The sequence below is a fragment of the Glycomyces lechevalierae genome (genome assembly GCF_027622945.1).
In the GTDB taxonomy this organism is placed as follows: domain Bacteria; phylum Actinomycetota; class Actinomycetes; order Mycobacteriales; family Micromonosporaceae; genus Glycomyces; species Glycomyces rutgersensis.
The window spans coordinates 48,479-70,460 of sequence record NZ_JAPZVQ010000020.1 but is presented as its reverse complement, the minus strand read 5'-3'; the positions used below and the strand labels follow the sequence as shown (position 1 = coordinate 70,460).

14 protein-coding genes are annotated in these 21,982 nt (G+C 70.8%); 6 read left to right on the top strand and 8 right to left on the bottom strand.

Annotated elements, in window-relative coordinates; genetic code table 11:
• From O2L01_RS23060 to O2L01_RS23040, 5 genes are all read right to left on the bottom strand, one after another.
• Window positions 1–444 (bottom strand): phage tail protein, encoded by a 444-nt coding sequence (locus O2L01_RS23060; RefSeq protein ID WP_270124394.1) that lies wholly within the window; start codon window positions 442–444, stop codon window positions 1–3.
• Between the two features lie 28 nt (window positions 445–472).
• On the bottom strand, window positions 473–1,987 hold the full coding sequence (locus O2L01_RS23055) for a phage tail sheath family protein (protein ID WP_270124393.1): 1,515 nt from the start codon (window positions 1,985–1,987) through the stop codon (window positions 473–475).
• Between the two features lie 124 nt (window positions 1,988–2,111).
• Window positions 2,112–4,109 carry an ATP-binding protein gene (locus O2L01_RS23050; protein WP_270124391.1) on the bottom strand — a complete coding sequence of 666 codons (1,998 nt, stop codon included), beginning with the start codon at window positions 4,107–4,109 and terminating at the stop codon, window positions 2,112–2,114.
• Window positions 4,106–4,750: a Pvc16 family protein gene (locus O2L01_RS23045; protein WP_270124390.1), complete on the bottom strand. Its 645-nt coding sequence runs from the start codon at window positions 4,748–4,750 to the stop codon at window positions 4,106–4,108. The genes O2L01_RS23050 and O2L01_RS23045 overlap by 4 nt, the downstream gene beginning before the upstream one ends.
• Window positions 4,750–5,373: a helix-turn-helix transcriptional regulator gene (locus O2L01_RS23040; RefSeq protein WP_270124388.1), complete on the bottom strand. Its 624-nt coding sequence runs from the start codon at window positions 5,371–5,373 to the stop codon at window positions 4,750–4,752. The genes O2L01_RS23045 and O2L01_RS23040 overlap by 1 nt, the downstream gene beginning before the upstream one ends.
• A gap of 250 nt (window positions 5,374–5,623) precedes the next feature.
• Here O2L01_RS23040 and O2L01_RS23035 point away from each other — a divergent pair, with 250 nt between their 5' ends.
• Window positions 5,624–6,370: an eCIS core domain-containing protein gene (locus tag O2L01_RS23035; RefSeq protein WP_270124387.1), complete on the top strand. Its 747-nt coding sequence runs from the start codon at window positions 5,624–5,626 to the stop codon at window positions 6,368–6,370.
• A 156-nt stretch (window positions 6,371–6,526) separates the two neighbouring features.
• Here the strand turns inward: O2L01_RS23035 and O2L01_RS23030 are convergent, their stop codons facing one another.
• Both O2L01_RS23030 and O2L01_RS23025 read right to left on the bottom strand, forming a co-directional pair.
• Window positions 6,527–9,841, bottom strand: a complete 3,315-nt coding sequence (locus O2L01_RS23030; RefSeq protein ID WP_270124386.1) for a phage tail protein — start codon at window positions 9,839–9,841, stop codon at window positions 6,527–6,529.
• Window positions 9,842–10,094: 253 nt separating this feature from the next.
• On the bottom strand, window positions 10,095–13,157 hold the full coding sequence (locus O2L01_RS23025) for a hypothetical protein (protein WP_270124385.1): 3,063 nt from the start codon (window positions 13,155–13,157) through the stop codon (window positions 10,095–10,097).
• Window positions 13,158–13,463: 306 nt separating this feature from the next.
• On the opposite strand from O2L01_RS23025, the gene O2L01_RS23020 reads away from it, so the two are divergent.
• From O2L01_RS23020 to O2L01_RS23005, 4 genes are all read left to right on the top strand, one after another.
• Entirely contained in the window at window positions 13,464–14,390 is a 927-nt protein-coding gene (locus tag O2L01_RS23020) for an extracellular catalytic domain type 1 short-chain-length polyhydroxyalkanoate depolymerase (RefSeq protein WP_270124383.1), read from the top strand.
• A gap of 378 nt (window positions 14,391–14,768) precedes the next feature.
• The gene (locus O2L01_RS23015; RefSeq protein ID WP_270124382.1) at window positions 14,769–16,058 is read left to right on the top strand and encodes a COG1470 family protein; all 1,290 of its coding nucleotides are present in this window, start codon (window positions 14,769–14,771) and stop codon (window positions 16,056–16,058) included.
• 12 nt (window positions 16,059–16,070) lie between these two features.
• Complete coding sequence (locus O2L01_RS23010; protein WP_270124381.1) at window positions 16,071–17,030, top strand: discoidin domain-containing protein; 960 nt, start codon at window positions 16,071–16,073, stop codon at window positions 17,028–17,030.
• Window positions 17,031–17,110: 80 nt separating this feature from the next.
• The gene (locus O2L01_RS23005; protein ID WP_270124380.1) at window positions 17,111–20,350 is read left to right on the top strand and encodes a DUF4132 domain-containing protein; all 3,240 of its coding nucleotides are present in this window, start codon (window positions 17,111–17,113) and stop codon (window positions 20,348–20,350) included.
• A 54-nt stretch (window positions 20,351–20,404) separates the two neighbouring features.
• On the opposite strand, the gene O2L01_RS23000 is transcribed toward O2L01_RS23005, so the two are convergent.
• Complete coding sequence (locus tag O2L01_RS23000; RefSeq protein ID WP_270124379.1) at window positions 20,405–21,160, bottom strand: glycoside hydrolase family 12 protein; 756 nt, start codon at window positions 21,158–21,160, stop codon at window positions 20,405–20,407.
• 247 nt (window positions 21,161–21,407) lie between these two features.
• Between O2L01_RS23000 and O2L01_RS22995 the strand changes: the two genes are divergently transcribed.
• Complete coding sequence (locus O2L01_RS22995; RefSeq protein ID WP_270124378.1) at window positions 21,408–21,827, top strand: peptidase inhibitor family I36 protein; 420 nt, start codon at window positions 21,408–21,410, stop codon at window positions 21,825–21,827.
• The last annotated feature ends 155 nt before the right edge of the window (window positions 21,828–21,982 follow it).

Genomic DNA, 21,982 nt, shown 5'->3' with positions numbered 1-21,982 from the left:
CTACCCCGGCGTGATCTCTTCGCAGGAGATGACCAGCTTCTCGGTCAGCACGCTCGTGTCGCCGGCCTTCATCGCGCCGATCTCCAGGCTCTTCGGCCACGCGTTGGTGAGGTTGTACCGCTTCACCTCGTTGCCCTCGTAGTCGAAGATGATCACCGAGGCGCCCTTGCGGGCCTCCGACATCTGCCCGAAGTGGCTGGTCTCCACCCACTTCTCGAAGCTGTTGTCGCTCGTCAGGCCGCGCGTGACGGTGATGTCCGCCGGCTTGGGCCGCCCGGGCAGCTTGTTGTGGACGTACTTGCCGTCGGGGGTGTTCATCTTGAGGTCGATGACGTCCTGCTCCCATTTCAGGCCGCTGATCTCGGTGATCCCCTTGATGACGATCCCGTCGACGTCGATGCCGAACGAATGGCCTACGGCCGTATTGAGATCGATGAACGACATGATGCACCAGCTCCTCTACCTGCCGTTGTCACTCACTGACTTCGCTTGCCCCGCCTGAGAACTGGGACAGCCTGAAGATGACGAACTCCGCCGGCTTCACCGGTGCGACGCCGATCTCGCACACCACCTGCCCGGCGTCGATCGACTCGGCGGTGTTGTTGTCCCTGTCGCACTTGACGAAGAACGCCTCGCCCGGGGTCAGCCCGAACAGCGCGCCCTTGCGCCACTCCATGACCAGGAACGAGCTGACGGTGCGCCGGATCTTCGCCCACAGCGCGTCGTCGTTCGGCTCGAACACCACCCACTGGGTGCCGCCGAGGATCGACTCCTCCAGGTAGTTGAACAGGCGGCGCACGTTCAGGTACCGCCAAGCCGGGTCGCTGGAGAGCGTGCGCGCGCCCCACACCCGGATGCCGCGGCCGGGGAACGCCCGGATGCAGTTGATCCCCTCGGGGTTCAGCAGCTCCTGCTCGTTCTTCGTCAGGTGGGTCTCGACGAGGATCGCGCCGCGCACGACCTCGTTCGCCGGCGCCTTGTGGACACCGCGGGTGTCGTCGTTGCGCGCCCACACCCCGGACATGTGGCCGCTCGGCGGCACGAACTCGTTGCCGCCCGTGGCGGGGTCGAAGACCTTGACCCACGGGTAGTAGAGGGCCGCGTACTTCGAGTCGTACCCGGCGTAGTCGACGCGCCAGTCCTTGACCTGCTGCGGCGACAGGCCCGGGGGCGTGTCGAGCACGGCCACGCGGTCGCCCATGAGCTCGCAGTGGGCGATGACGGCCAGCTGCACGGCCTTCACGGCCTCGAGGTCGAGCACGCCGCGCTGGTAGGCGCTCATGAGGTCGGGGACGCTGACCATGGTCACCTCGTCGACCGCTTCGAGGCCGCCGAGGCCGGAGCGGTCGGCGACGTCGCCGGTGTAGTCCTCGGGGACGATGCGCTCGGGCACGGCCGGGACCGGCGGCGGGGCCGCGAGGACGACGGTGCCCTTGGCGGGCTGGGTCGCGGCGGCGACCTCGGTGAGGGTGATGACCTTCGACCGCTCGGCGACGGCGCGCACGACGTTGTCCTTGCCGCGCTTGACCGTGACGTCGGGGTACTGCTCGACCTGCTTGCCGTCCACTTTGACCGTGAGGGTGAAGCGGTCGGCGGGCTTGCCTTCGGCGGCGTCGGCGACCTCGATGCTGACGTCGCGGTTCTCGGCGCCTTCGACCGCGACGGCGCGGAGGCCGCCGATGATCGCCTGCGGGCCCGAGACCGCCTCGGCCCCATCGGGTCCGGCGGCGCCGATGCGCACGATGTAGCAGTTGCCGCCGCCGTTGAGGAAGTAACCGTAGACGGCGTGCGCGAGGTAGCAGCCTTCGACGAACTCGCCGAAGAGCCGCGTGTACTGGCTCCAGTTGGAGACCAGCGTCGGGGTGTTCACGGGGCCTTTGGCGGCGAACCCTACGAACGCGGCGACCGCGGTGCCGACGCCCTCGATGGGGCGGGATCCGCCGTCGACCTCCTCGACGTAGACACCCGGTGACAAGTACGTTGGCATGCCGCGCCTCCTGTGGTCGGTACAGCACCGATGGTGCCGTCGCTGTCGCGTTTCCATACGGGCCTTACGGACCCGCGTGAGGGAAGACGTGGCTGCCCCGACGGGCAGCCGCGCGTCCGGCCGGTCAAATGACCAGCTCCAGGTAGTCGCCGAACTCCCTTTCCAGGCAGAGCCGGCCGAGTTTGCGGTATTCGCGGGCGACCGCGGCGACGACGGTGGCCATGGTGGCCCGCCCGCCGGCTTCGGCGGTGAGGTATCCGGCGGTGACGGCCGCGGACCTGATGTGGCCGCCGGCGAGCTCGAACGCGTCGGCGAGGAACGCGAGGTCGAGGTCGGCCGCACGGGGCATCGCCTTGCCGAGGCACCGGTCCCACAGCAGCAGGCGCTGCTCGGGGTCGGGCACGGGGAAGTCGACGACGACGTCGAGCCGCCTCGTGAAGGCCTCGTCGAGGTTGGCGCGCAGGTTGGTCGCGAGGATCGCGAGCCCTTCGAAGGACTCCATGCGCTGCAGCAGGTACGCACTCTCCACATTGGCGTACCGGTCGTGTGCGTCGCGCACCTCCGAGCGCTTGCCGAAGATCGCGTCGGCCTCGTCGAACAGCAGCACGCCGTTGACCCCGGCCGCCTCGGTGAAGATCTTCTCGAGGTTCTTCTCGGTCTCGCCGATGTACTTGTCCACCACCGTCGCCAGGTTGACCGTGTACAGGTCCATGCCGAGATCGGCGGCGATGACCTCGGCGGACATCGTCTTGCCGGTGCCCGAGTCGCCCGCGAACAGGCCGGTGACGCCCATGCCGCGCCCCGCGCCGGGCCGCATGCGCCATTCGTCGAGCACGAGGTCGCGGCGTCGGGCGCGGACCGCGAGCTCGCGGATGCCGTCCAGGATCGGCGGCGGCAGCACGAGGTCGTTCCAGTCGACGGCCGGTTCGATGCGCCGTGCGAGGTGCTCGAGACCGGCGGCGTTCTGGCTGCGCACGCCGTAGCGCAGGTGCTCGGCCCGGATCGGTTCGCCCTCGGCGCGGGCGAGCTGGGCCGCGGCTTCGGCGGCGCGGTGGATCTGGCGCACCGAGAGGGTGAAGTGCGCGGTCTCGGCGGCCAGGTCGACGCCGGCCGCGAGCGCGGGCCCGGCCGCGTCCCGCCACAGGTCGGCCCGTTCGGCGCGGTTGGCGACGCCGACGTTGAGCAGCAGCGGCTGGCGGCGGCTCCACTCCGGGTCCCAGCCGCCGGAGCCGAACAGCACCAAGGGGACCGGCACGTGCTCGAGCCGTGCGAGCAGGGCCGTGCACGTCCCGGCGTCGACCGGCCCGGCCGCGATCCCGGCCCCGCGCAGCACCGCCTCGCGGGCGAGCGCGGTGGCCGCCTCCGGCAGGTCCTCGGGCTTCGTGGGCAGGAGCCGGCAGTCGACGGCGAGCGTCGCCCGCCCGGCGGCGGCGAACGCTGCGGCAGCGGCCGAGGCGGCCGAACCGCCGAGGCCCTCATGGAGATACACCAGCCCGGCCCCGGCTGCGACGGCCGAGGCGAGCCGCGCGTCTCCACAAGCGACCGGTGCCGCCTCCTCCACGAACGGGGCCGCCACCGGGTCGCAGCCGTCGCCGCCGAGCAGGTGCGCCGTCACGCGGTCGGGCACGCGCAGGGTCCGCGACAGGAGCGGTCGCTCGGTGTCGCCCAGGACGATCAGCCCGCAGGCGAGGAGCGGCGCGGCCGCATCGAAGCGGGCCCGGCCGTGCACGTCCGCCTCGACGAGCCCGCACAGCCGCAGCGCGAGGCCGAGCGTGGCCCGGCGGCGGGTCACGTCGTCGTTGAGGTACCCGTAGAACTGCTCGAAGCGGCTGTCCACATCGGGCGCCATCGCGACGAGTAGCAGCTCGACGTCGAGGTCGCTCAGACCCGCCGCGTCGGCCAGCGCGGTGAGCCGCGGGGGGCCCGAAGCCGCTTCCTCGGGCGGCGGGAACGGCTCGCGCCCCGCCTCCAACAATGCGTCTATCGCCTCGTCGGAGAGGTACAGGCCCCGGAACTGGTCGTCGGGGTTGGGATCGGCGGCGCGACGTTCCGCGACGGCCTGGCGCAGGCGCCGTTCGACCGCCCCGATCCTGGCGAGCAGCCCGCCGAGGTCGTCGCTCATCGCGGCCGCCGCGTCATGGCGACCTCGTGCTCGTCGCCGTCGCCCGGGGTCACATTGTGCCGCACCGGTTCGTCGCCGTCCATCGCGAGACCGACGCCGCCGGTGGCGGGCGGGCCGGCGGGGAACACGCGGCCGGAATCGATGGGGGCGCTGACGACGATGTCGAGCGACGGCTTCAGCTCGCCGCCGAGCGCCGTCCACACGTCGGCGAACGCACGGTCCTCGGGCGGCGGCAGCGCCACGGTCATCGGCACCGGCAGCCCGATCTCCTGGAGCGAGCCGGTGAGCGTGCGCGCGGGCAGCGACTCGTGCTTGAGGAACCCGGCGAGCATGACCGAGAGGAGCCGGTGCTCGTCCTCGGGCCGCTGCGTCCAGGCGGTGAGCAGGTAGGACAGTTTGATGTAGCGGGGCGGCAGGCGCCGGGCCGCGACGGTCTTGTCCTCGCGGTACTCGTTGACGAGGCCGCGGCTGCGGCGGCGCAGGTCCTCGCGGATGTCGTACAGGAACGCGTTGACCGTGGGCGCGTTGCGCCGCGACGCCCAGTCCTTGGTGGGTGCGTCGAACGCGACCTCGACGCCGCTGCCGGCGAGCGCGTCCTCGACGATGACGCGCCGGAGCGCCGAGTCGACCTCGTGGATCATCAGATCAGCCCGTTCCGCAGCGCGTAGGCGACCGCGTGGGCGCGGTTGCGCAGCTGCAGGCGGCTGGTGATGTCGTGGAGGATGTTCTTGATCGTGCGCTCGGAGTACGAGAGCTTCGAGGCGATCTCGACGGTGTCGAGGCCTTCGGCGACGAGGCGCACGACCTCGATCTCGCGGTCGGACATGCCGCACAGCCGCATGCCCATTGGGGCGAGGATCTGGCGCTGGAGCTGCCCGACCTGACTGAGCAGGCGGCCCAGGAGGTCAGGCGGAACGGTCCCTTCGCCCTTCGCGGCGGCGGCGATCACGGCCACGAGCCGGTCCGGGGTGGCCTCGCTGCGGCGCACGATCCCCGCCACCCCGACGTCCATGATGGAGGCCAGATCGGATTCGTCGACCCGGCCGCACACGGCCACGAGCCACGGCACGCCGCCGCGTTTGAGGGTGCGGAGCGCCTGCAGGGCCGCCTCGTCGACCGCGTCGGAGGCGACTATGCCGACGTCGGCGCGGTCGCGTTCGGACTCGTCGAGCACCAGCACCTCCGGACGCGGCCGCAATTGGCTCGCGAGTCCGGCATGGCAGATGGGGTCGCTCGCACTGATGTAGACGGGCACACGGTTCATCGACCTCTCCCAGGGGGTGAAGCGGGCGGCGGGGCACTCGCGAGCAGTGTCGCCGCCGTCGCTCAACGTGCGCTCAACCAGCGCTCTCCCACGCTCTGAAATCAGAGGGTGACGGAATGAAATGCCCGAACGGGCAGGGGCACCGGCCCGTTCGGACGGTGCGCCGCCCCTTGCCCGGCCGCGCTGCAGGGCGCAGTCTGGAGGCTCTGACACCGCTGCGCCCGGTGCGGGCGCGAGGAGGCGAACGGCCATGCGCGACCACGAGTTCGAGTCCGATTCCCTGCGCCCCAAGGCGGACCGGATCGACCAGTCCGAGTTCGAGCCCGCGTTCCCGGCGGCCGCGCTCGGCCGGACCGACGTGCTCGGCGCCGAGGGCATGCTCGGCCTCCAGCGCGCCGTGGGCAACGCCGGCGTGGCCACCATGCTGGAGGAGGAGCGCTCGCCCGTCCACGACGTGATCGGCTCGGGCGGCAGCCCGCTCGACCTCGACACCCGCTCCGACATGGAGAGCCGCTTCGGCCAGGACTTCTCGAACGTGCGCGTCCACACCGACAGCACAGCGAGCGAGTCCGCGAAGTCGGTCAACGCGCAGGCCTACACGGTCGGCTCCGACATCGTGTTCCAAAGCGGCAACTACGACCCGGGCAGCGACTCGGGCAAGCACATGCTCGCCCACGAGCTGACGCACGTGGTGCAGCAGCGCAGCGGACCCGTCGAGGGCACGGATTCCGGTGGGGGAGTGAAGGTCAGCGACCCCTCCGACCGGTTCGAGCGCGAAGCCTCGGCGAACGCGGACGCGATCATGTCCCAGCCGGCGGCCCCGGCAGCGCCGGTGCAGCGCTGCGACGACGGCTGCGGTGACGCGGAAGTGCAGCGCCTCGAGGACACGGCCGTCCAGCGCGAGGACGCCCCTGAACCGGCCGAAGAGGACCCCGAGGCCATGGCCCAGACCTACGTGCAACGTGTGGACGAAGAGGAAGAGCCCGCCGAAGCCTGAGCGAAAAGCCAACGGGCCGTGCCGGAAGTGCGCGGCCCGTTCCCGCGCGGCTCGGCAGCCGTTCGCTTGCGGAACCGCCGGGAGCCCGATGGTTCGCGGGACGGTGCGCCCGGTCCTCGCCGTACCCGCCCGGTCGCGGGCCGCCCGACTGCTGAGTCAGGGGCGCCCGTCCGGGCCTGTGAAGTTCGGGATCTCCACCTGCAGCAGGTAGTTCTCCCGCGCACCCGTGTTGTAGTCCGCCGAGCCCTTGCTGGAGTTGCACGAGTCGCACAGCCCCACCAGGTTCGCGGCGCTGATCCAGAACGCGTTCCGCGTGGCCTGACTGCCCTTCCGGCCGTCGTTGTTCCAGTGGTTCGCGACCGCCCTGCGGTGGTCCACCGACCACTCCGCCTGCAGGGCCGGGTGCGGGACCCGCCTGGTCGCATCGCTGTGCCGGGACCAGCCGGGGCACGTGAACGGCCCGCCGGGCCCGGGAATCGCCGACCGGTAGTCGCCGCCCGGGTTGGCGTAGAAGATCTGCCGCACGGCACCGTACTCGCTCCGCAGGTCGATCCCGTTGAGGGTGTAAACCGTCTGCGTCGCCGTGCCCCCGGCGTCGACGAGCTTCGGGCCGCCGTTGCGCACGTTCTGCAGGAACTCCTGCACCCTGAACCCGGGCCGCCCCTCGCTCGACTGGCTGCGGCCGCCGTAGCCGCGCTCGTTGTCGTACGTCAAGATCACGAAGCCGTGCGCCTCCTGGATCTCGGTGACCTGCGCGACGCGCCCCGAGGACACGACCTTGAACCGCTTGCCCAGGTGCGTCCGCGCCTCCGCGATCTCCGCCGGCGAGGCGACGCCGACCGTGGTGTACGCCTTGCCGACCTTCTTCGCCGCGCTGGCGGTCGCGATGATGTCGAACTGGCCCGGGTCCTCGCGGTTCGGCACCGCCGTGAGCGTCTTGAGCCCTTCGGGCCGCAGCGTCGTGAGCACGTTCGCCACCACCCGGTCGAGGCCCGCCTTGTCCTCGAACCGCGCCGCCGTCGGCCCGGTGAGCATCTCCTCGGCCTTGCGCTTGACGGCCTCGCTGCGCGCGGTGTCCCCGCCGCCGCGGCCGGTGAGCCTCCTGAACAGGCTCTTGCCGATCTTCACGATCGTGCCGATGACCTTGTCGATCACCTTGCCCACCGGCTCCTGCACCTTCTGCAGGATCCCGCGGATCTTCTCCGAGATTCCGCCCAGTCCCAGCAGGCTCGCCATGAATCCGATGACCATCGGCAGCGCCTTCGCCAGCGCGCCCTCGATCAACGCCGAGACCGCACCGCCGCCACCCGACGCGATCGAGTCGATGCCGTCCAGGACCGCGTCCACGAACTCCTTGATCTGCGAGGCCTGGTTCACGAAGAACATCACGATGTTGTAGATCGCCTGGCACGCCTTGATGAACGCCGCCGCCGGATTCAGCATCGAGACGATCCACACGATCCCGGCCTGGATGATCTTGGAGACCACGAACTCCTTGATCTGGCCGAGCACCATCTCCTTCAGATCGCCCAGCTTCTCCACGATCCACCGCCACAGCCCCGGCACCCCCTCGGTGACGAGGATCTGCACGACCTCGACCATCTGCTCGAGCCGCGCCATGACCGGCTCGGGGATGAACCGCACGATCCGCGCCCGGATCGCCGGCCACGTCAGCCCCAGGATCGACAGGACCATCTTGAGGATGCCCTTGACGTCGAACTCCTCGGGGATCTCGATCCCCGCGCTGGCGAGGCTGCCGAGGAGCCAGGCCTTCAGGCCCGCCTGGAGGTGCGTGGCGATGTTGGCGCCGAAGGCCATCACGCCGTTCTTGACCGCGGTGACGAGATTCCCGAGGAACCCGATCGGGTCGGCGATGATCTTGTCGATCGCGCCCGCAGCGCGCGCGAGGACGCCGAGGAGCATGTCCTTGAGCTTCATGATCGTGTCGATCGCGCCTTCGACCGCGTCCACCGCCTGGTCGCGCCAACTGCGGTGCTCCGCTTGCAGCTCTTGGACTCTCGCGTCGACCCCGGCGCGCGCTTCGGCGTACTTCGAGGCGAGGTCCTCGGCGAGCGACTGGGACTTCTCGGTCACGGACGAGTCGAGGGACGCGAACTGGTCGCCCATCTCGCCCGCCGTCTCCTGCGCGATCGACTGGAGCTCGCGCGGCTGCTCGGCGACGAACCGCGCGACCTGGTCGCGGCCGAGCTGGATGCGCGCGGTGGCCTTGTCGAGTTCGGCGCCGATCACGTCCGCGATGCCGGAGATGACCTTCTGCATCTCGCGCTCGTAGGTCTTCGCGGCGTCCGTGAAGATCTGCAGCACTTCGGGTCTGGTGGGCCGGAACTTGTCGGCGATCCACGTGACGAGGTCCTGCGAGTCCTCGTACTCCTGCATACGCCGCTGGTGATCGGCCTCGAACACCGCGCGGGCCTTCGCCTCTCCCGCGGTGAACAGCGTGTCCACTTTGGCGTCGATGCCGCCGAGGATGCCGTCCACCTCGGTCTTCGTGGTGTCGAAGATCCGCTTGATCTCGCCGCTGATACGCGCCCGCTCGCGCTCGTCCCGAGTCTTGGCGGCGTTCTTGTTCGTCCCCGCCCGACCCATCGCGCGGGCGTTGTCGCCGACCATCCCGGTCACGCCGGCCGCACCGGCGGCCTGGGCGCCCGCGACGTTCCCGGCGAGCTGCGCCTGCTCTTCGGCGCGCATCTGCGCCGGAGCCGTGGCGGCGTGCTCCTCGGCCTTGCCCTTCGCGTCCACGGCCTTGGTGAACTCGGGCTCGTTCGAGTTCGCGAGCTGCTGCTCGGTGACGCCCGAGCCGCTCATCTTCTCGTTCATCTCGCACTTCGTCGAACCGAGCTCGGTCTGCTCGGCCGGGGCCTTGTCCGGGACGGCCTTCTTCCCGTCCGGCGGCTTGATGTCGGGCGTCGGCTTCGGCGGGGTCATCGGGGTGACCGGCTTCTCGACCGCCACGCCCGGGTCCGGCGGCTTGGCGCTGGAGTCGGCGATCTCCTTGCCCGACTTGTCCTTCCCCGCGGTGACCATGCCGCTGACCTGGCTCTTGATCTCACCGGCCTTGCCGGAGGACGCGAACTCGGTCGCCTCCTCGTTCGTCTGCGGGCGCTGTGCGGCGATGGCCTCGGTGACGGCGGCGATGAACGCGGCCTTGTCGAACCCTGCCGGTTTGGCCTGGGCCATCTCGGCGGTGTGAGCGGCCTTCGCCTGGGCCTCGCGGTCGTCGGCGGGCGGCTCGGCGGCGGCCTGGGCCTCGCCGACCTCGTGCTGCGCGTTCGGATGCGCCTTGGCGGTCTTCCCCTTGCGCGTGACGTCCTGCTTGACCTGCTGGAACTTCGGGTCCTGGGCGGCGGTGATCCCCGGCGGCGCCACCGGCGGGGCAGGGCAGGCGTCCCGCTGCACGGGCACGATCATCGACGGCGCTTCGGATCGCTTGGCGCCCATCAGCTTCGACACCGCGGTGTTCCCCGCGGTCGCCTGGAGCCACAGCAACTGCCCGGCGCCGCCCGCGGCGGGCCTCGCAGGCCGCGGGTGCGGTTTGCGGACAGGGGCCGGGGCCGAGCGCGCCCGCTCGGCCGTCGCCTTCGCACTCCCGCCCGCCACCGTCACCTCGCTCGCTCGCGCCTGGTCTTACTGTCCGCTGTCCCCCGCATGCCCCGACCCGACTGCAGGGCAGCCGAAAGGGCACTCGCGGCTGCCCCGCCGGGCATCACCGCCTCCCGACGAAGTCCGGCGGGCTGAACCCGCCCGGCACGACCAGGAACGGCGCCTTGACCGTGCCGAACGCCTCGCCCGACACCGACGCGGCGAGCACGTCGCGCTGGCCGAGCTGGTCGTGGCCGAACACGAGCAGCGTCGCGGTGAACGCGCCGCTCGCAGCCACGGTGACCTCAGTGGACTGGCCGGTGAGGCCGCCGCTCCACTGGACCGCGACGACTGCGCCCGGCGGGAAGCCGGTGCCCGAGACCTGGGTCGGCCGTCCGGGCGGCCCGAGCCCGGGGTTGACCTCGATCCGCGGCTGCACCACGATGATCGGGGCCTGGCCGCCGGCCGGCGCGGCCCCGTCCGCCGTGGCGGTCGCGGCGGCGACGGCTTCGAGGGCCGCATCCGGCGACAGCGTGAACACGACGTCGGTGGACGCGCCCGGCAGCAGTGGCCCTATCTCGCAAGGTGATCCGGGCGTGCAGCCCGGCGGGGCGCTCGCCACCGGCAGCGCTTCCGGCAAGGACGCCGTGAGCCGCACCGAACCCAGCGGGACCGTCGAGGCGTTGCCGACGGTGAACCGGACGGTGAGGTCGTCGCCGCCCACGTAGCCGGGGGTCGGCTCGACCGACGCCGCCACCGTCAGTCTCGCTTCCCCTGGCGGCGTAGAAGGCTCGTCCGGTCGCGGTTGGACGGTGATCGAGGTGGCGGCCGTGTTGTTCTCCGGGTCCGGGTCGACCGCGACGGGCGTGACCACGGCGCTGATCGGCTGCTCGCCGAGCGCGTCGCCGCTCACGACGAGCGCGATCTGCGACTGCGTCCGCGTCGCCATGACATCCACCGTGCACAAAGTGCCGTCGGCCGTACATCCGGCCGGAGCCGAGACCACCGTGAGTCCCGGCGGCAGCGTGATCGCGACGGTCGCGGCGCTTGCCGCGCGCCCCAGGTTCGACACGGTCAAGGTCACGGTCGAGTCGTCGTCGAGCAGCACCGCCGCGGGGTCGGGCTCGAGGTACAGCGCCATGTCCGCGGTCGGCTGCCAAGCGGGACTGCCGAACTGGCGGTAGTAGTCGGCGTCCTCGCTGATCTGCACGCCGTCCCCGCCGGTGGCCGGCAGGGTCCAGATGGTCGTGTCGTCGTAGGTCGGGTCCACGGTGGAGAGCGGCGTGATGGCGGCGATCCCGGGGCTGTACACGAAGCCCGCGACGACGGCCAGCTTCGTGCCGTCGGGCGAGAAGGCCGGGCTCGAGAGGTCGCGTTCCGCGAGGTCGCCCGCGAGCGGGACCGCCGCGTTCGTGCACGGATCCTCCGCGGGGCCGGCGCAGTCGTCCGGGTCGACGGACCACAGGACGCTGTCGCGCACGAACACGACGAAACCAGCGTCCACAGGAGACCATGCGGCGCTCCAGTCCGCGCCGTAGTCGCCCTCCGGGGCGGACGTGATCTGCCGGGGCGCCGCGGCGAACTGCGCGTCGACCACATGCAGGTAGGAGGCGTAGGACGAGTAGGGGAGCGGCGGATAGTCGTCGGGCTCCGCGGCGACCCCGAACGGGGTCCAGCCGCGCGCGTACACCAGCCGCGTTCCGTCCGGGGACCATGAAGGCCCCGAATCCACTGAGGCCCAAAGCCGGTCGTTCTCGTCCACCGCCTCGACGTGCGGCAGGCGCCGGACCGGCTCGGTCGGATCCGTCAGGTCGAAGACCGCGATCTCGGAGATGTAGAGGGCGTCCTCGCCGCCGGGCGGGTACCGGAACCAGTGCTCCACGGCGAGGAATCGCCCGTCGGGCGAGAACGCCGGGGCCCGGTAGTACTCGGCCTCGGGTGCCTCCAGCACCACCGGGTCCGCCGCGGGGTCGTCGAGGTCGTCGATGCGGACGGCCCCGTTGAGCGACTGCCCGTACTCGTCGAAGTCCTCCGTGTTGTACGCCAGGCGCCGCCCGTCGGGGGAGTACGCGGGCTCCTCGTCGGCGCTGTACGGCGCCGCGCCGCTGTGCGGCTGCGGGTCGGTCCCGTCCGGCAGCGAGGTCCAGACGCGGCTCTGGTCGAGGTCGGTCGCGTATCCCACGACGTCCCCGAGCCACGTCGGGTGGCTCGCCCGCCGCACGTCCGGGGACACCGGCAGGAAGGTCCCGCCGTCGCCGCCCGAGGGCTCGTACAGGTAGACCCGCCCGTACACGTCGTCATCGGTGGTGGTGAAGGCGATCCCGGTGGGCGTGTACGCCGGCTCGTACGCGTCCTCCGTCCAGCCCGCCTCGAACAGCGTCCGGTACGGGATGCAGGGGCCGGGGAACTCGTTGCCACACAGGTCATCAGGGATCTCCATGACCTCGCGGACGCCCGGGTCCTCACCGGAGAAGCCGGAGAACGCGATCCACGCGCCGCCGTCCCCGTCATCACTCCAGTTCGGCTCGCCCGAAGGGATGTCGGTCAACTGGATCGGCTCGTCGCCCTCCTCGAACGCCTGCACCCGGAAGATCCGGCTCCCCGATTCGTACGCGATGGCGTCGCTGCCGGGCGACCAGGTCGGCCACCTCGCGCCCTCCGGCACGGCCTCGAGCACGTGCTCCGCGGTCCCATCGACGCGGACCAGATGGATCCGCCACGCCCCGCCCTCGGGGTCCAGGCTCTCGAAGGCCACCCACTGCCCGTCGGGCGAGGCGGACGGCCGTTGGTTGAGCGAGCCGTTGTCCGTGACCTGCACCAGCTCCTCGCCGATGAGCGCGAAGATCTCGCGGTGGAAGTCGTCCCCGGTGCCCAGGTCGCTCGCGAAGACCGTGACGCCGTTGCGCTGCTCGGCCTGGAGGGCGTTGTTGAGGCCGTACTCGTCGAGCGGCAGGTAGGCCTCGCCGCCGTCGTCCAGGTGCGCGACGGTGCTCCGCCCGTACCGCAGCTCCGAGAACGCCAGGCGCCCTTCGGTGGGGTCGCCCAGTTCCTCCAATGTGGGCGGATCGGCGTTGACGGCGCTCCACACGACCGCCACCGCCGCCACCGCGACGACCGCGGCCAGCAATGCTCGCAGCAGGACCCGCATGACCACCTCGCTCGCCGGGGAGCGGGCACGCGCCCGCATCCTCGATGGTCCCGCAGCGCCGCCCGCGCGGAAGGTCCGAGCGGCCGGGGCCGGGGGCGATCATCGCTGCCCGATCGGGCAGCGGGCCTTGGGCGTCCGGGGTCGGCGGACGAATTCATCCAATCTATTGACAAATCGAGATGTCGACCTTCATCATTGTTTTCGTCGCAAGTGCCAACAAATTACCCGAGAACGGCCGCAATCCGCCTCGAATTTGCGACAGCAGAGGGCGACAAGCCGATGAGCGCACGACCTTCATCGGATGCATCGCCGGAAGCGGTCGTCTCCATGAGAGAAAGAAGACCTATGGCAGGACTCATCCCATGGCGCCGCCGCGCGGCGGCGGTCGTCGCGATCGCGGCCGCGCTGGCCTCGGCGCTCGTGGTCTTCGCGGCGCCGAAGCCCGCCCAGGCCGCCCAGCTCACGCAGATATCGAACTTCGGGGACAACCCCGGCAACCTCGGGATGTACGTGTACGTGCCCGACAACGTCGCCCCGAACCCGGCAGTCGTGGTCGGCATCCACTGGTGCAACGGCTCCGCGTCGGAGGCCTTCGGCTGGAAGTACGACGAGCTCGCGGAGCAGTACGGCTACATCGTCGTCTACCCGAACGTGACCCGGGACTACAAGTGCTTCGACGTCTCCTCCCCGGCCTCGCTCAACGGCACGGGCAGCGACTCGGTCAGCATCAAGTCCATGGTGGACTACGTGCTCGCGAACTACGGGGCCGACCGCAACCGGGTCTTCGCCACCGGGTTCTCCTCGGGCGCGATGATGACCAACGTCCTGCTCGGCGTCTACCCGGAGGTCTTCAAGGCCGGATCGGCGTACGCCGGAGTGCCGTTCACCTGCTTCGCGACCGACAACGGCTCGATGTGGAACTCGGAGTGCTCCGAGGGCCGGATCGACCGCACGCCGCAGCAGTGGGGCGACGCGGTCCGCAATGCCAATCCCGGTTACAACGGGCCGTGGCCGCGCATGCAGCTCTGGCACGGGACCGAGGACGACGCGCTCTTCTACCCGAACTTCCGGGAGGAGATCGACCAGTGGACGAACGTCAACGGCACCGACCAGACGCCTGACTCCACCGAATACCCGGAGGCGAACTGGACCCGCACCCGCTACGGCGGCACCGGAGGCCAGCCCCTGGTCGAGGCGAACAGCCTGAGCGGCGTCAACCACTACCCGCCGATCCGCGAGACCGAGACGCTGCGCTTCTTCGGCCTGGCCTGATAGACGGGAGAGCGGGGGGTGAGATCGTCGTCACTGTGAGTGCTGGATTGTCGTACCCTCCTGCCACACTGGACAGGTCGGCGGATGCAACCGCTGCACCGGAACGAATCCGGAATTTTCCGGAGGCACCGGGGTCATCACCACTCTCGACCGGAGCGCGCCCGGTCGAGGCGGCAGCCGACAAGGCGGTGGCGGTGGTGGGTGGGGAGGGGGGAGGGAGGGCCCCGAAGAAGGCATCGACTCGCTGTCCGCGACCCGCCCAAACGCTCCGATGACACCGCGTCGCGCTGCGGCGGGATCGAACGGGCAGTGAAGACTGCCTGGTTCGCTTCCCCAAGCCCCACCGCCGAATCGGCCCGTCACGCCTACCGTCCAGGTATGGCCACCGTCGCCTCCCTCAGTCAGCCCGTGCTCGACGTCGCATGCGGCCAGTCCGCCGCGTCTCAGCTCTCGGTCCACAACACGGGCAAGATCGTCGAGTCCTACCGGTTCGAGGTCCTGGGCGCGCCCGCCGCCTGGGCCGTCGTCGAACCGCAGGAGCTCTCGATCTACCCCGGCCGCGACCAGGCCGTCCAGATCGTGTTCGCGCCGCCGCGCCTCCCGAGCGTGCCCGCCGGCCCGGTCCCGTACGCGGTCCGCGTGCTCCCGACCGAGCAGCCCGGCACCGCCGTCGTCGTCGAAGGCGAACTGCGCGTCGAACCCTTCTACGAGACGACCGCCGAGCTCATCCCGCGCACCTCCACCGGCCGCCGCCGCGGCAGGCACGAGGTCGCGGTCGACAACCGCGGCAACGTCCCGATCGAGGTGGGGCTCAGCGGCGCCGATCCCGACGGCAACCTCGCCGTCACCCCCGAACCGGAACGGCTCGTCGTCCCGCCCGGCCAGGCGATGTTCAGCAAGCTCAAGGTCCGCGCCCGCAAGCGCCGCTGGCGCGGCGGCCCGGTCACCCACCCGTTCCAGGCCGTGGCCCAAGGCGACGGCACCGAACCGCACGTGATGGACGGCAGCCTCGTCCAGCGGCCGTTCTTCCCCAAGTCGACCGGGCGCTGGCTCGCCGCGATCCTCGCCCTCATCGCGCTGCTCATCGCGGCCTGGATGTTCCTGCTCAAACCCGCCGTCGAGACCGCCGCGACCGAGGCCGTGTCCGACGACCTGGAAGCCCTGGGAGAGCAGGCCTCCGCTGCCGAAGAGGACGCTGAGGAGGCTGCGGCCCAAGGAGAATCGGCCGAGGAACTCGCCGAGGAAGTGCTCGAGGAGCTCGAGGGCACCACCCTCGAACCGGCCCCGCCCGCACCTGTCGAGACCGCCGCGACGATCCGCCTCGACGTCACCGCCAATGCCGGCGCGACGGCGACCGACGACCACGAGCCCGCCGAGGGCACGATGTTCGCGATGACCGATCTCATCCTGGAGAACCCGCAGGGCGACACGGGACTCCTCGAGGTCCTCATCGACGGCGACGTGCAGTACCGGCTCTCCCTCGCCAACTTCCGGGACCTCGACTACCACTTCGTGACCCCCGTCGAAGTGCCCGAAGGGAAGGAGATCACCCTCCGCGTGGTCTGCGAGACGCCGGGACCGCGCCTGCCCGGCGCCAGCTCGGACGCCTGCCGGCCGGCGGCCGTCCTCAACGGACTCACGATCGAACTGCCCGAAGAAGAGGAATGACGGAGCGGACCGGTGATCGTTTGCGAAGCCTGCGGCACGACCGCGAACCCCCAGGACCGGTTCTGCGGCACCTGCGGCGAGTACCTGAACTGGGAAGACGACAACGGCGCGGCCGCGGATCCCCCTGCGGCCCAGCCTGAAACGGACGCGCCGCCGCAAGCGCCCGCCGTTGAGCAGCCCGACGCGCCCGAAGCAGTCCCGGAAGCCGCACCGCCGCAGCCCGAGCCGACCCCGGCACCCGCCGGCCTCGCCTGTCCCGCCTGCGGCATCGGCAACGACCCCTCCCGGCACTTCTGCCGATCATGCGGCACCGCACTCCGCCAGACCGCCCCTCCCGCAAAGGAACCGTGGTGGCGGCGCTGGCGTCGCCGCCGCAAGGAGCACGCCGCCGGGTACCGCAAGAAGCCGCGTCGCAAATTCCACATCAGACGGTTCGTGCTCGTCTCGCTCATCGTCTCGGCCGTGCTCCTGCTCATCGTCTTCCTTCCCGCGCTCCCGGTCTCCACCCCGTGGCTCGAAAACCTGCGCGACCGCATCGCCGACGCGGAGCCGGTGTCGCCCAGCGCGATCAGCGCCTCGAGCGAGGCGACCGGCGCCGAGTTCGCGTTCGACGGAATCTCCAACGAGTACTGGGCCCCGGACCTGGAAGGCGACGGTGTGGACGAGTGGATCCAGGCCGACTTCGCCGAGCCGGTGCGCCTGGTCTACCTGATCGTCTCGCCCGGCGTCTCCCGCGACCAGGAGGCGTTCCTCGCCCAGGCCCGGCCCGAGGAGATCGAGCTGCGGATGTTCACTGAGGACGGTGACGTCGAGACCGAACAGGTCACGCTCGCCGACTCCGCCGAGCCGCAGACGTTCGAACTCGGCGTCAGCGACGTGACCGCCGTGCGGCTCACCGTCCTCGGCGCCTACGGGCACGAGCCCGGCAAGGCCGTGGCGATCGGGGAACTCGAGTACTTCATCCGCGGTTAGCGCAGGTCGGGGCCGCCGGGGCGGCGTTGTCGCAGCCTGGTCCTATGATCTTTGGGAACCACGCCCCGTGAAGGACCGAGATGACCGAACCTGTTGCAGCGCAAGAAGATCCACTGATCCTGCCGCGTGATTGGGCCGCCCGGGTCCTGCCGCGGCGCGGCAACGCGATCCGCCGTCCCGTCGCGCTGGACCCGGAGGCGCCCGCGCGCATGGCCGCCCAGACCGAGGCGTCCAGGGCCGACCTTGAAATCGCCCTCAGCCTCGACGGCGCCGATCCGGTCCGCTCCGCCGCCGGGCTCGCCCACCTCAACGGGGACCCGAACCCCGTCGGCGCCGCGGCCGTGGCCGCGCTCATGCGCTACACCGACGGGTACAGCGCGATCTTCGCCTCCGGCAAGGAGAGCGCCCTCAAAGGCCAGGAGCTGTTCGCCGCCTGGGTGATTGAGCACGGCCTCCCGTTCGCGGTCGCCGCCGCCGTCGAGGACATGTGCGCCGAGACCGACTGGGAGCCGGCGCGGCGGAACGGCGCGACCTACGCGCTGCCGGCCGTCGTCGAAGGCACCACAAACGCGTTCACCTGGCGCCTGTGGACCGACCGCGACGGCGCTCTGCTGCTCGCCCGCAGCCTCCTCGCCGAAGCCTCGGAAGACGAGTACCGCAGGGTCGTCGCCTCCGTTGCGGCGCACCGCGAAACGCCCCTGCATCAAGCCGCTGCCGCCATCCTCCTCCCGGACGAGCACGACTGGGTCGTCGACGCCTGCCGCGCCCGCTTCGCCTTCGCCGGCGACGCCCGGATCGAACTCGCGATCTGGTCCGTGGTCTCCACGACCGACCAGCTCAGTAACTGGATCTCGAGCTTCAGCTACCGGTACATCTACCCCGACACGGTCGCCGCGATCGTCGCGAACCTGGGGCCCGCCGCCTTCGACCTGTTCGCGGGGGTGCTCGACAGCGAGAGGCTCAACACCCCGCTCCGGTCCCTGCTGTACGAGGCGATCGCGCTCGTCCCCACCGGCGCGGCCGCCTCGTACCTGGTCCGCCACGCCGACCGGCACGAAGCGCTCGCCGGTCTCAAGCGCGCGGCGGAGTGCCGTCCGCGGCACTTCGCCCGCGGCGTGGCCGCCGAAGGACCGGCCGCCCCGGCGACCGTGCGCGTCCGCATCGCAGGCGTGCTGCAGCACTCCGGCCACGACCTCGGTGAAGTCCTGAAAGGACTCCAAGACCTTGAACGCGCCGCGGTCGAAGGCATCCTCGCCGAGTCCACGCCGCCCACGGTGAGCATGGACGACCTGCCCGCCGCCCTTCGCTCACCCGCCTGGGCCGAACGCAGGCGCCGCCGCGCCCCCGCACCCGTCGACGGCCTCGAAGCCCCCGCGGGCACTGAACTCGTCTGGGCCCCAGGCGAACGCGAAGAACTCCTCACGAGGGAACCCGGTTTCGCCTCCTGGGACGAGCACGCTTTCTGGACCTCCGAGAGCGACCACGGCTTCGGCCTCGCCGAACACCTGCGCGGCCGTCTCGCCCGCGGCGGCACCGCCGCCGTCCGGGCCGTGCTCGCCAAGCTCGGCAGCGCCCCGAAGTACGCGAGCGCGCTCGTCCCGATCCGCAGCCGCGAGGCCGCCGCGCTCGCCGCCGACTGGTTCGCGCGCCTCAAATCGGCCCGCACCCACGCCGCGGACTGGCTCGATCGCCATGGCGAGCACGCCGTCCCGCTGCTCCTGCCCAGTGCTTTCGGCGCGGACAAGCGCCAGCGCGACGGTGGCGAGGCGGCGCTCCGCTACCTCGCCCGCCGCGTGGGCGACGACGCCGTGATCGACGCCGCCGCGCCCTTCGGCCCCGAAGTCCTTGCGCGCCTGCGAGACCTGCTCGCCACCGATCCCCGCGTCCCGCTCGCGTCCGCACCGAAGGTCGGCGAGTGGATCGATCTCCTGCTGCTGCCGCCGATCATGATGCGCGGCAACGAGTACGCCCTGCCGTCCGAGACCGCGAGGCACCTCGTCTCGGCTCTCGCGCTCTGGTCGCCGCGGCTGCCGTTCCCCGGCGTCGAGGACTTCGCGGCCGTGTGCGATCCCGATGCGCTGCAGCGGTTCTCGGTGGCCCTGTTCGAACTGTGGATCCGCTCCGACTCCCCGAGCAAGGACTCCTGGGTCATCGATCAGCTCGGCGTCTTCGGCGGGGACGAGGCCGTCGCGGCCCTCGCCCCGCACATCCGGAAATGGCCCGGGGACAGCCAGACCGAGCGCGCCCTCCTGGCTGTCGAAGTCCTGGCCCGCATCGGGACCGACGCCGCGTTCCGGGAGCTGCGGGCCGTCCATCTGCTCGACAAGTTCCCGTCGGTCACCGCCCGCGCCGGGGTCCTCGCGCGTCGCCTCGCCGCCTCGCGCGGCCTCGGCTTCGAGCAGCTCACCGACCGGCTCGCGCTCGACCACGGCATCACCGACCCGGCGAACCTGGTCTTCGACTACGGCAAGCGGCAGTTCAAGCTCCGCTTCGACTCGCTGCTCACGCCGCATCTGACCGACGACGCAGGGAAGCTCCGCCCGCGTCTGCCGAAGCCCGGCCTGCGCGACGACGAGGAGGTCGCGAAACCCTCGTTCCGGCGCTGGAAGTCCCTCGTGAAAGCGGTCGAGGACACCGCCGAAGAGCATGTGCGGCTTCTCGAGGCGCAGATGCTCAGCGGTCGCGTCTTCACCCGCGAGGACCTCCGCCTCCTCGACGCGCATCCCATCCTCGGGGCCTTCACCCGCCGCGTCGTGTGGTTCGGCGCGGGCGGGGGCTGCCGCATCGCCGAGGACGGCGGTTTCGCCGACGTCGACGACCGCGAGTGCGATCCCGGCGACGCGATCCGCCTCGCCCATCCGGCGCTGCTCGGCGACGACACCGCCGCCTGGGTCCGGATCTTCGACGACTACATGCTCATTCAGCCGTTCGACCAGCTCTCGCGCCCGGTCCCGGCGCTCACCGAGGAGGAGCTCGAGACCGGCCGCCTCACCCGCTTCGACGGCTTCCAGGGCGACTTCGGCACCCTCGGCGCCCGGATCGGGTGGATGGAGCTCAACGGCTCCCCGGAGGAGGACCGCTGGGGCTGGCACCTCCAGCGGACCGTCCTGGGCGGCTGCCTCCTCGGCGACGTCGACCCTGTTCCCGAGCCGTACTCGCCCGATCGCGAGGCCGTGCACACCGTCACCAACCTGCGGCTTCAGGCGAACCGCAACCGCCACCCCGATTTCGCCCGGCCGCTCCCCGGCCGCGACCTCGACCCCGTGACCGCCGCGGAACTCCTCGCCCGGCTCATGGGACTGAGGGACGCGTCCGAATAAGGCACGGACGGGCCGGTCGATCCGCAATGCTCGGATCGACCGGCCCGAAGAGGCTCAGATGCCGGATCCGCCGCCGGAGGTGTTGGTCCACCAGGCGTGGTATTCGTTGAGCGAGTACCGCTTCTGCTGGCCGCTGGTCGAGGTGATCTCGAGGCCGAACTGCATGGTGCTGAAGTCGGTGTTGCGCAGGAGGCCCTGCTGGGTGGCCCACTGCCAGGTCGCCAGGGCGTCCACGTGACCCTTGTCGTTCTGGTTGGCGGGGATGAACTGCAGGACGTTCCAGCCCGGGTCGGCCTGCCAGACCGACGCGTAGAGGATGCCGCCCACGGTCACGTTGCTCGCGATCTGCTGTCCCCAGCCGCCGGCCGGCCCCTGCGGGTACCAGCTCGTGAAGATCATGATCTCGTCCTGGTTGTTCGCGGACCAGAGATCGGCCGTCCAGTTCCACCAGTCGCCGCTGGAGGCGGGGGCGGAGGAGGTGTCGTACGTGAAGCCCGCGTTGGCCATCTGCGACAGCGGGGTGTTGGGGCTCACCGAGGTGTTCGGGTACGACTTGATGCCGCCGCCGTTGTGGTTGGCGTCGACGTACCAGGAGTTGGCGCTGTTGACGGTGAGGCACTGGGTGCCGTAGTTCTCGCCCCAGATGTTGTTGTAGACCGTCCAGTCGTTCTGCTGGTGCGAGCCCCACCGGTCGCAGGTGGAGTAGACCTGGGCCTGCGCCGGGGACGCGAGCCCCAGGAGCCCGGCGATGACGATGACTGCCAGGGCCAGTCGGGCGACGACGACCGACTTGCTCTTGGTGTATTTCATCTGACCTTTCCTTCTTGCGTGCCGCCGGTGGAGGCCACCGTGCCGGCGCGCACTTGTCGTTTCGAACTGCGGCCGGTTGTGAAAACTGGCCTGATACATGGACATGTTCTAATATTTCGGGCGAACTGTCAATGTTTGATCGGCCGAGTAAACAAAATAAAGATCAGATGACCCTGGCGGTGACAACGCTCCCAGATATCGATATGCTTGACTGCCAATGCAACTCGGTACGAAGGAGCATCAGCGCATGCGCAAGCACCCCCAAGCCACCGACGCGAACCCCTACCGCCGCAAGCGAACCCCGGCCGTCCTCCTAGCCCTCACCGCGACCGCTCTGCTCGCCGCCGCGAGCCCCGCCGCGGCCGCTCCCGCCGACGCCGCGAGCGCCGACGACTGCAGCTTCACCGACACCCTGTGCCTCTACGAAGGCGCGAACTTCACCGGCGAGCGGTTCACCGTCAGCTCGCTCGTCGAACCCGGCACCTGCGTCAGCCTCGTGGACCACGGCTGGGGCGGCCGCGTCAACTCCGCGATCAACACCAACACCTCCGGCGCCGCCCTCTTCGCCAACGACGACTGCGTCGGCGGCCCGTACCAGGTGCCCGGCTCCAGCTCCATCGCCGACCTCGGCAGCTTCGAACCGCTGAGCGTCTGGGTCCCCGCCTGACGATCGACCTGAACGTTCGGGGCCGCCGCAGCAGCGGCGGCCCCGAACGCCGTTTCACGGTCAGGCCGATATGCTGAGAGCGGCCGATGCGGCCGGCCGCCTGCGCCCTCCGGGGCATGGTGAACGCATCTCGATTCGCTCCGGTCTTCCTCCTT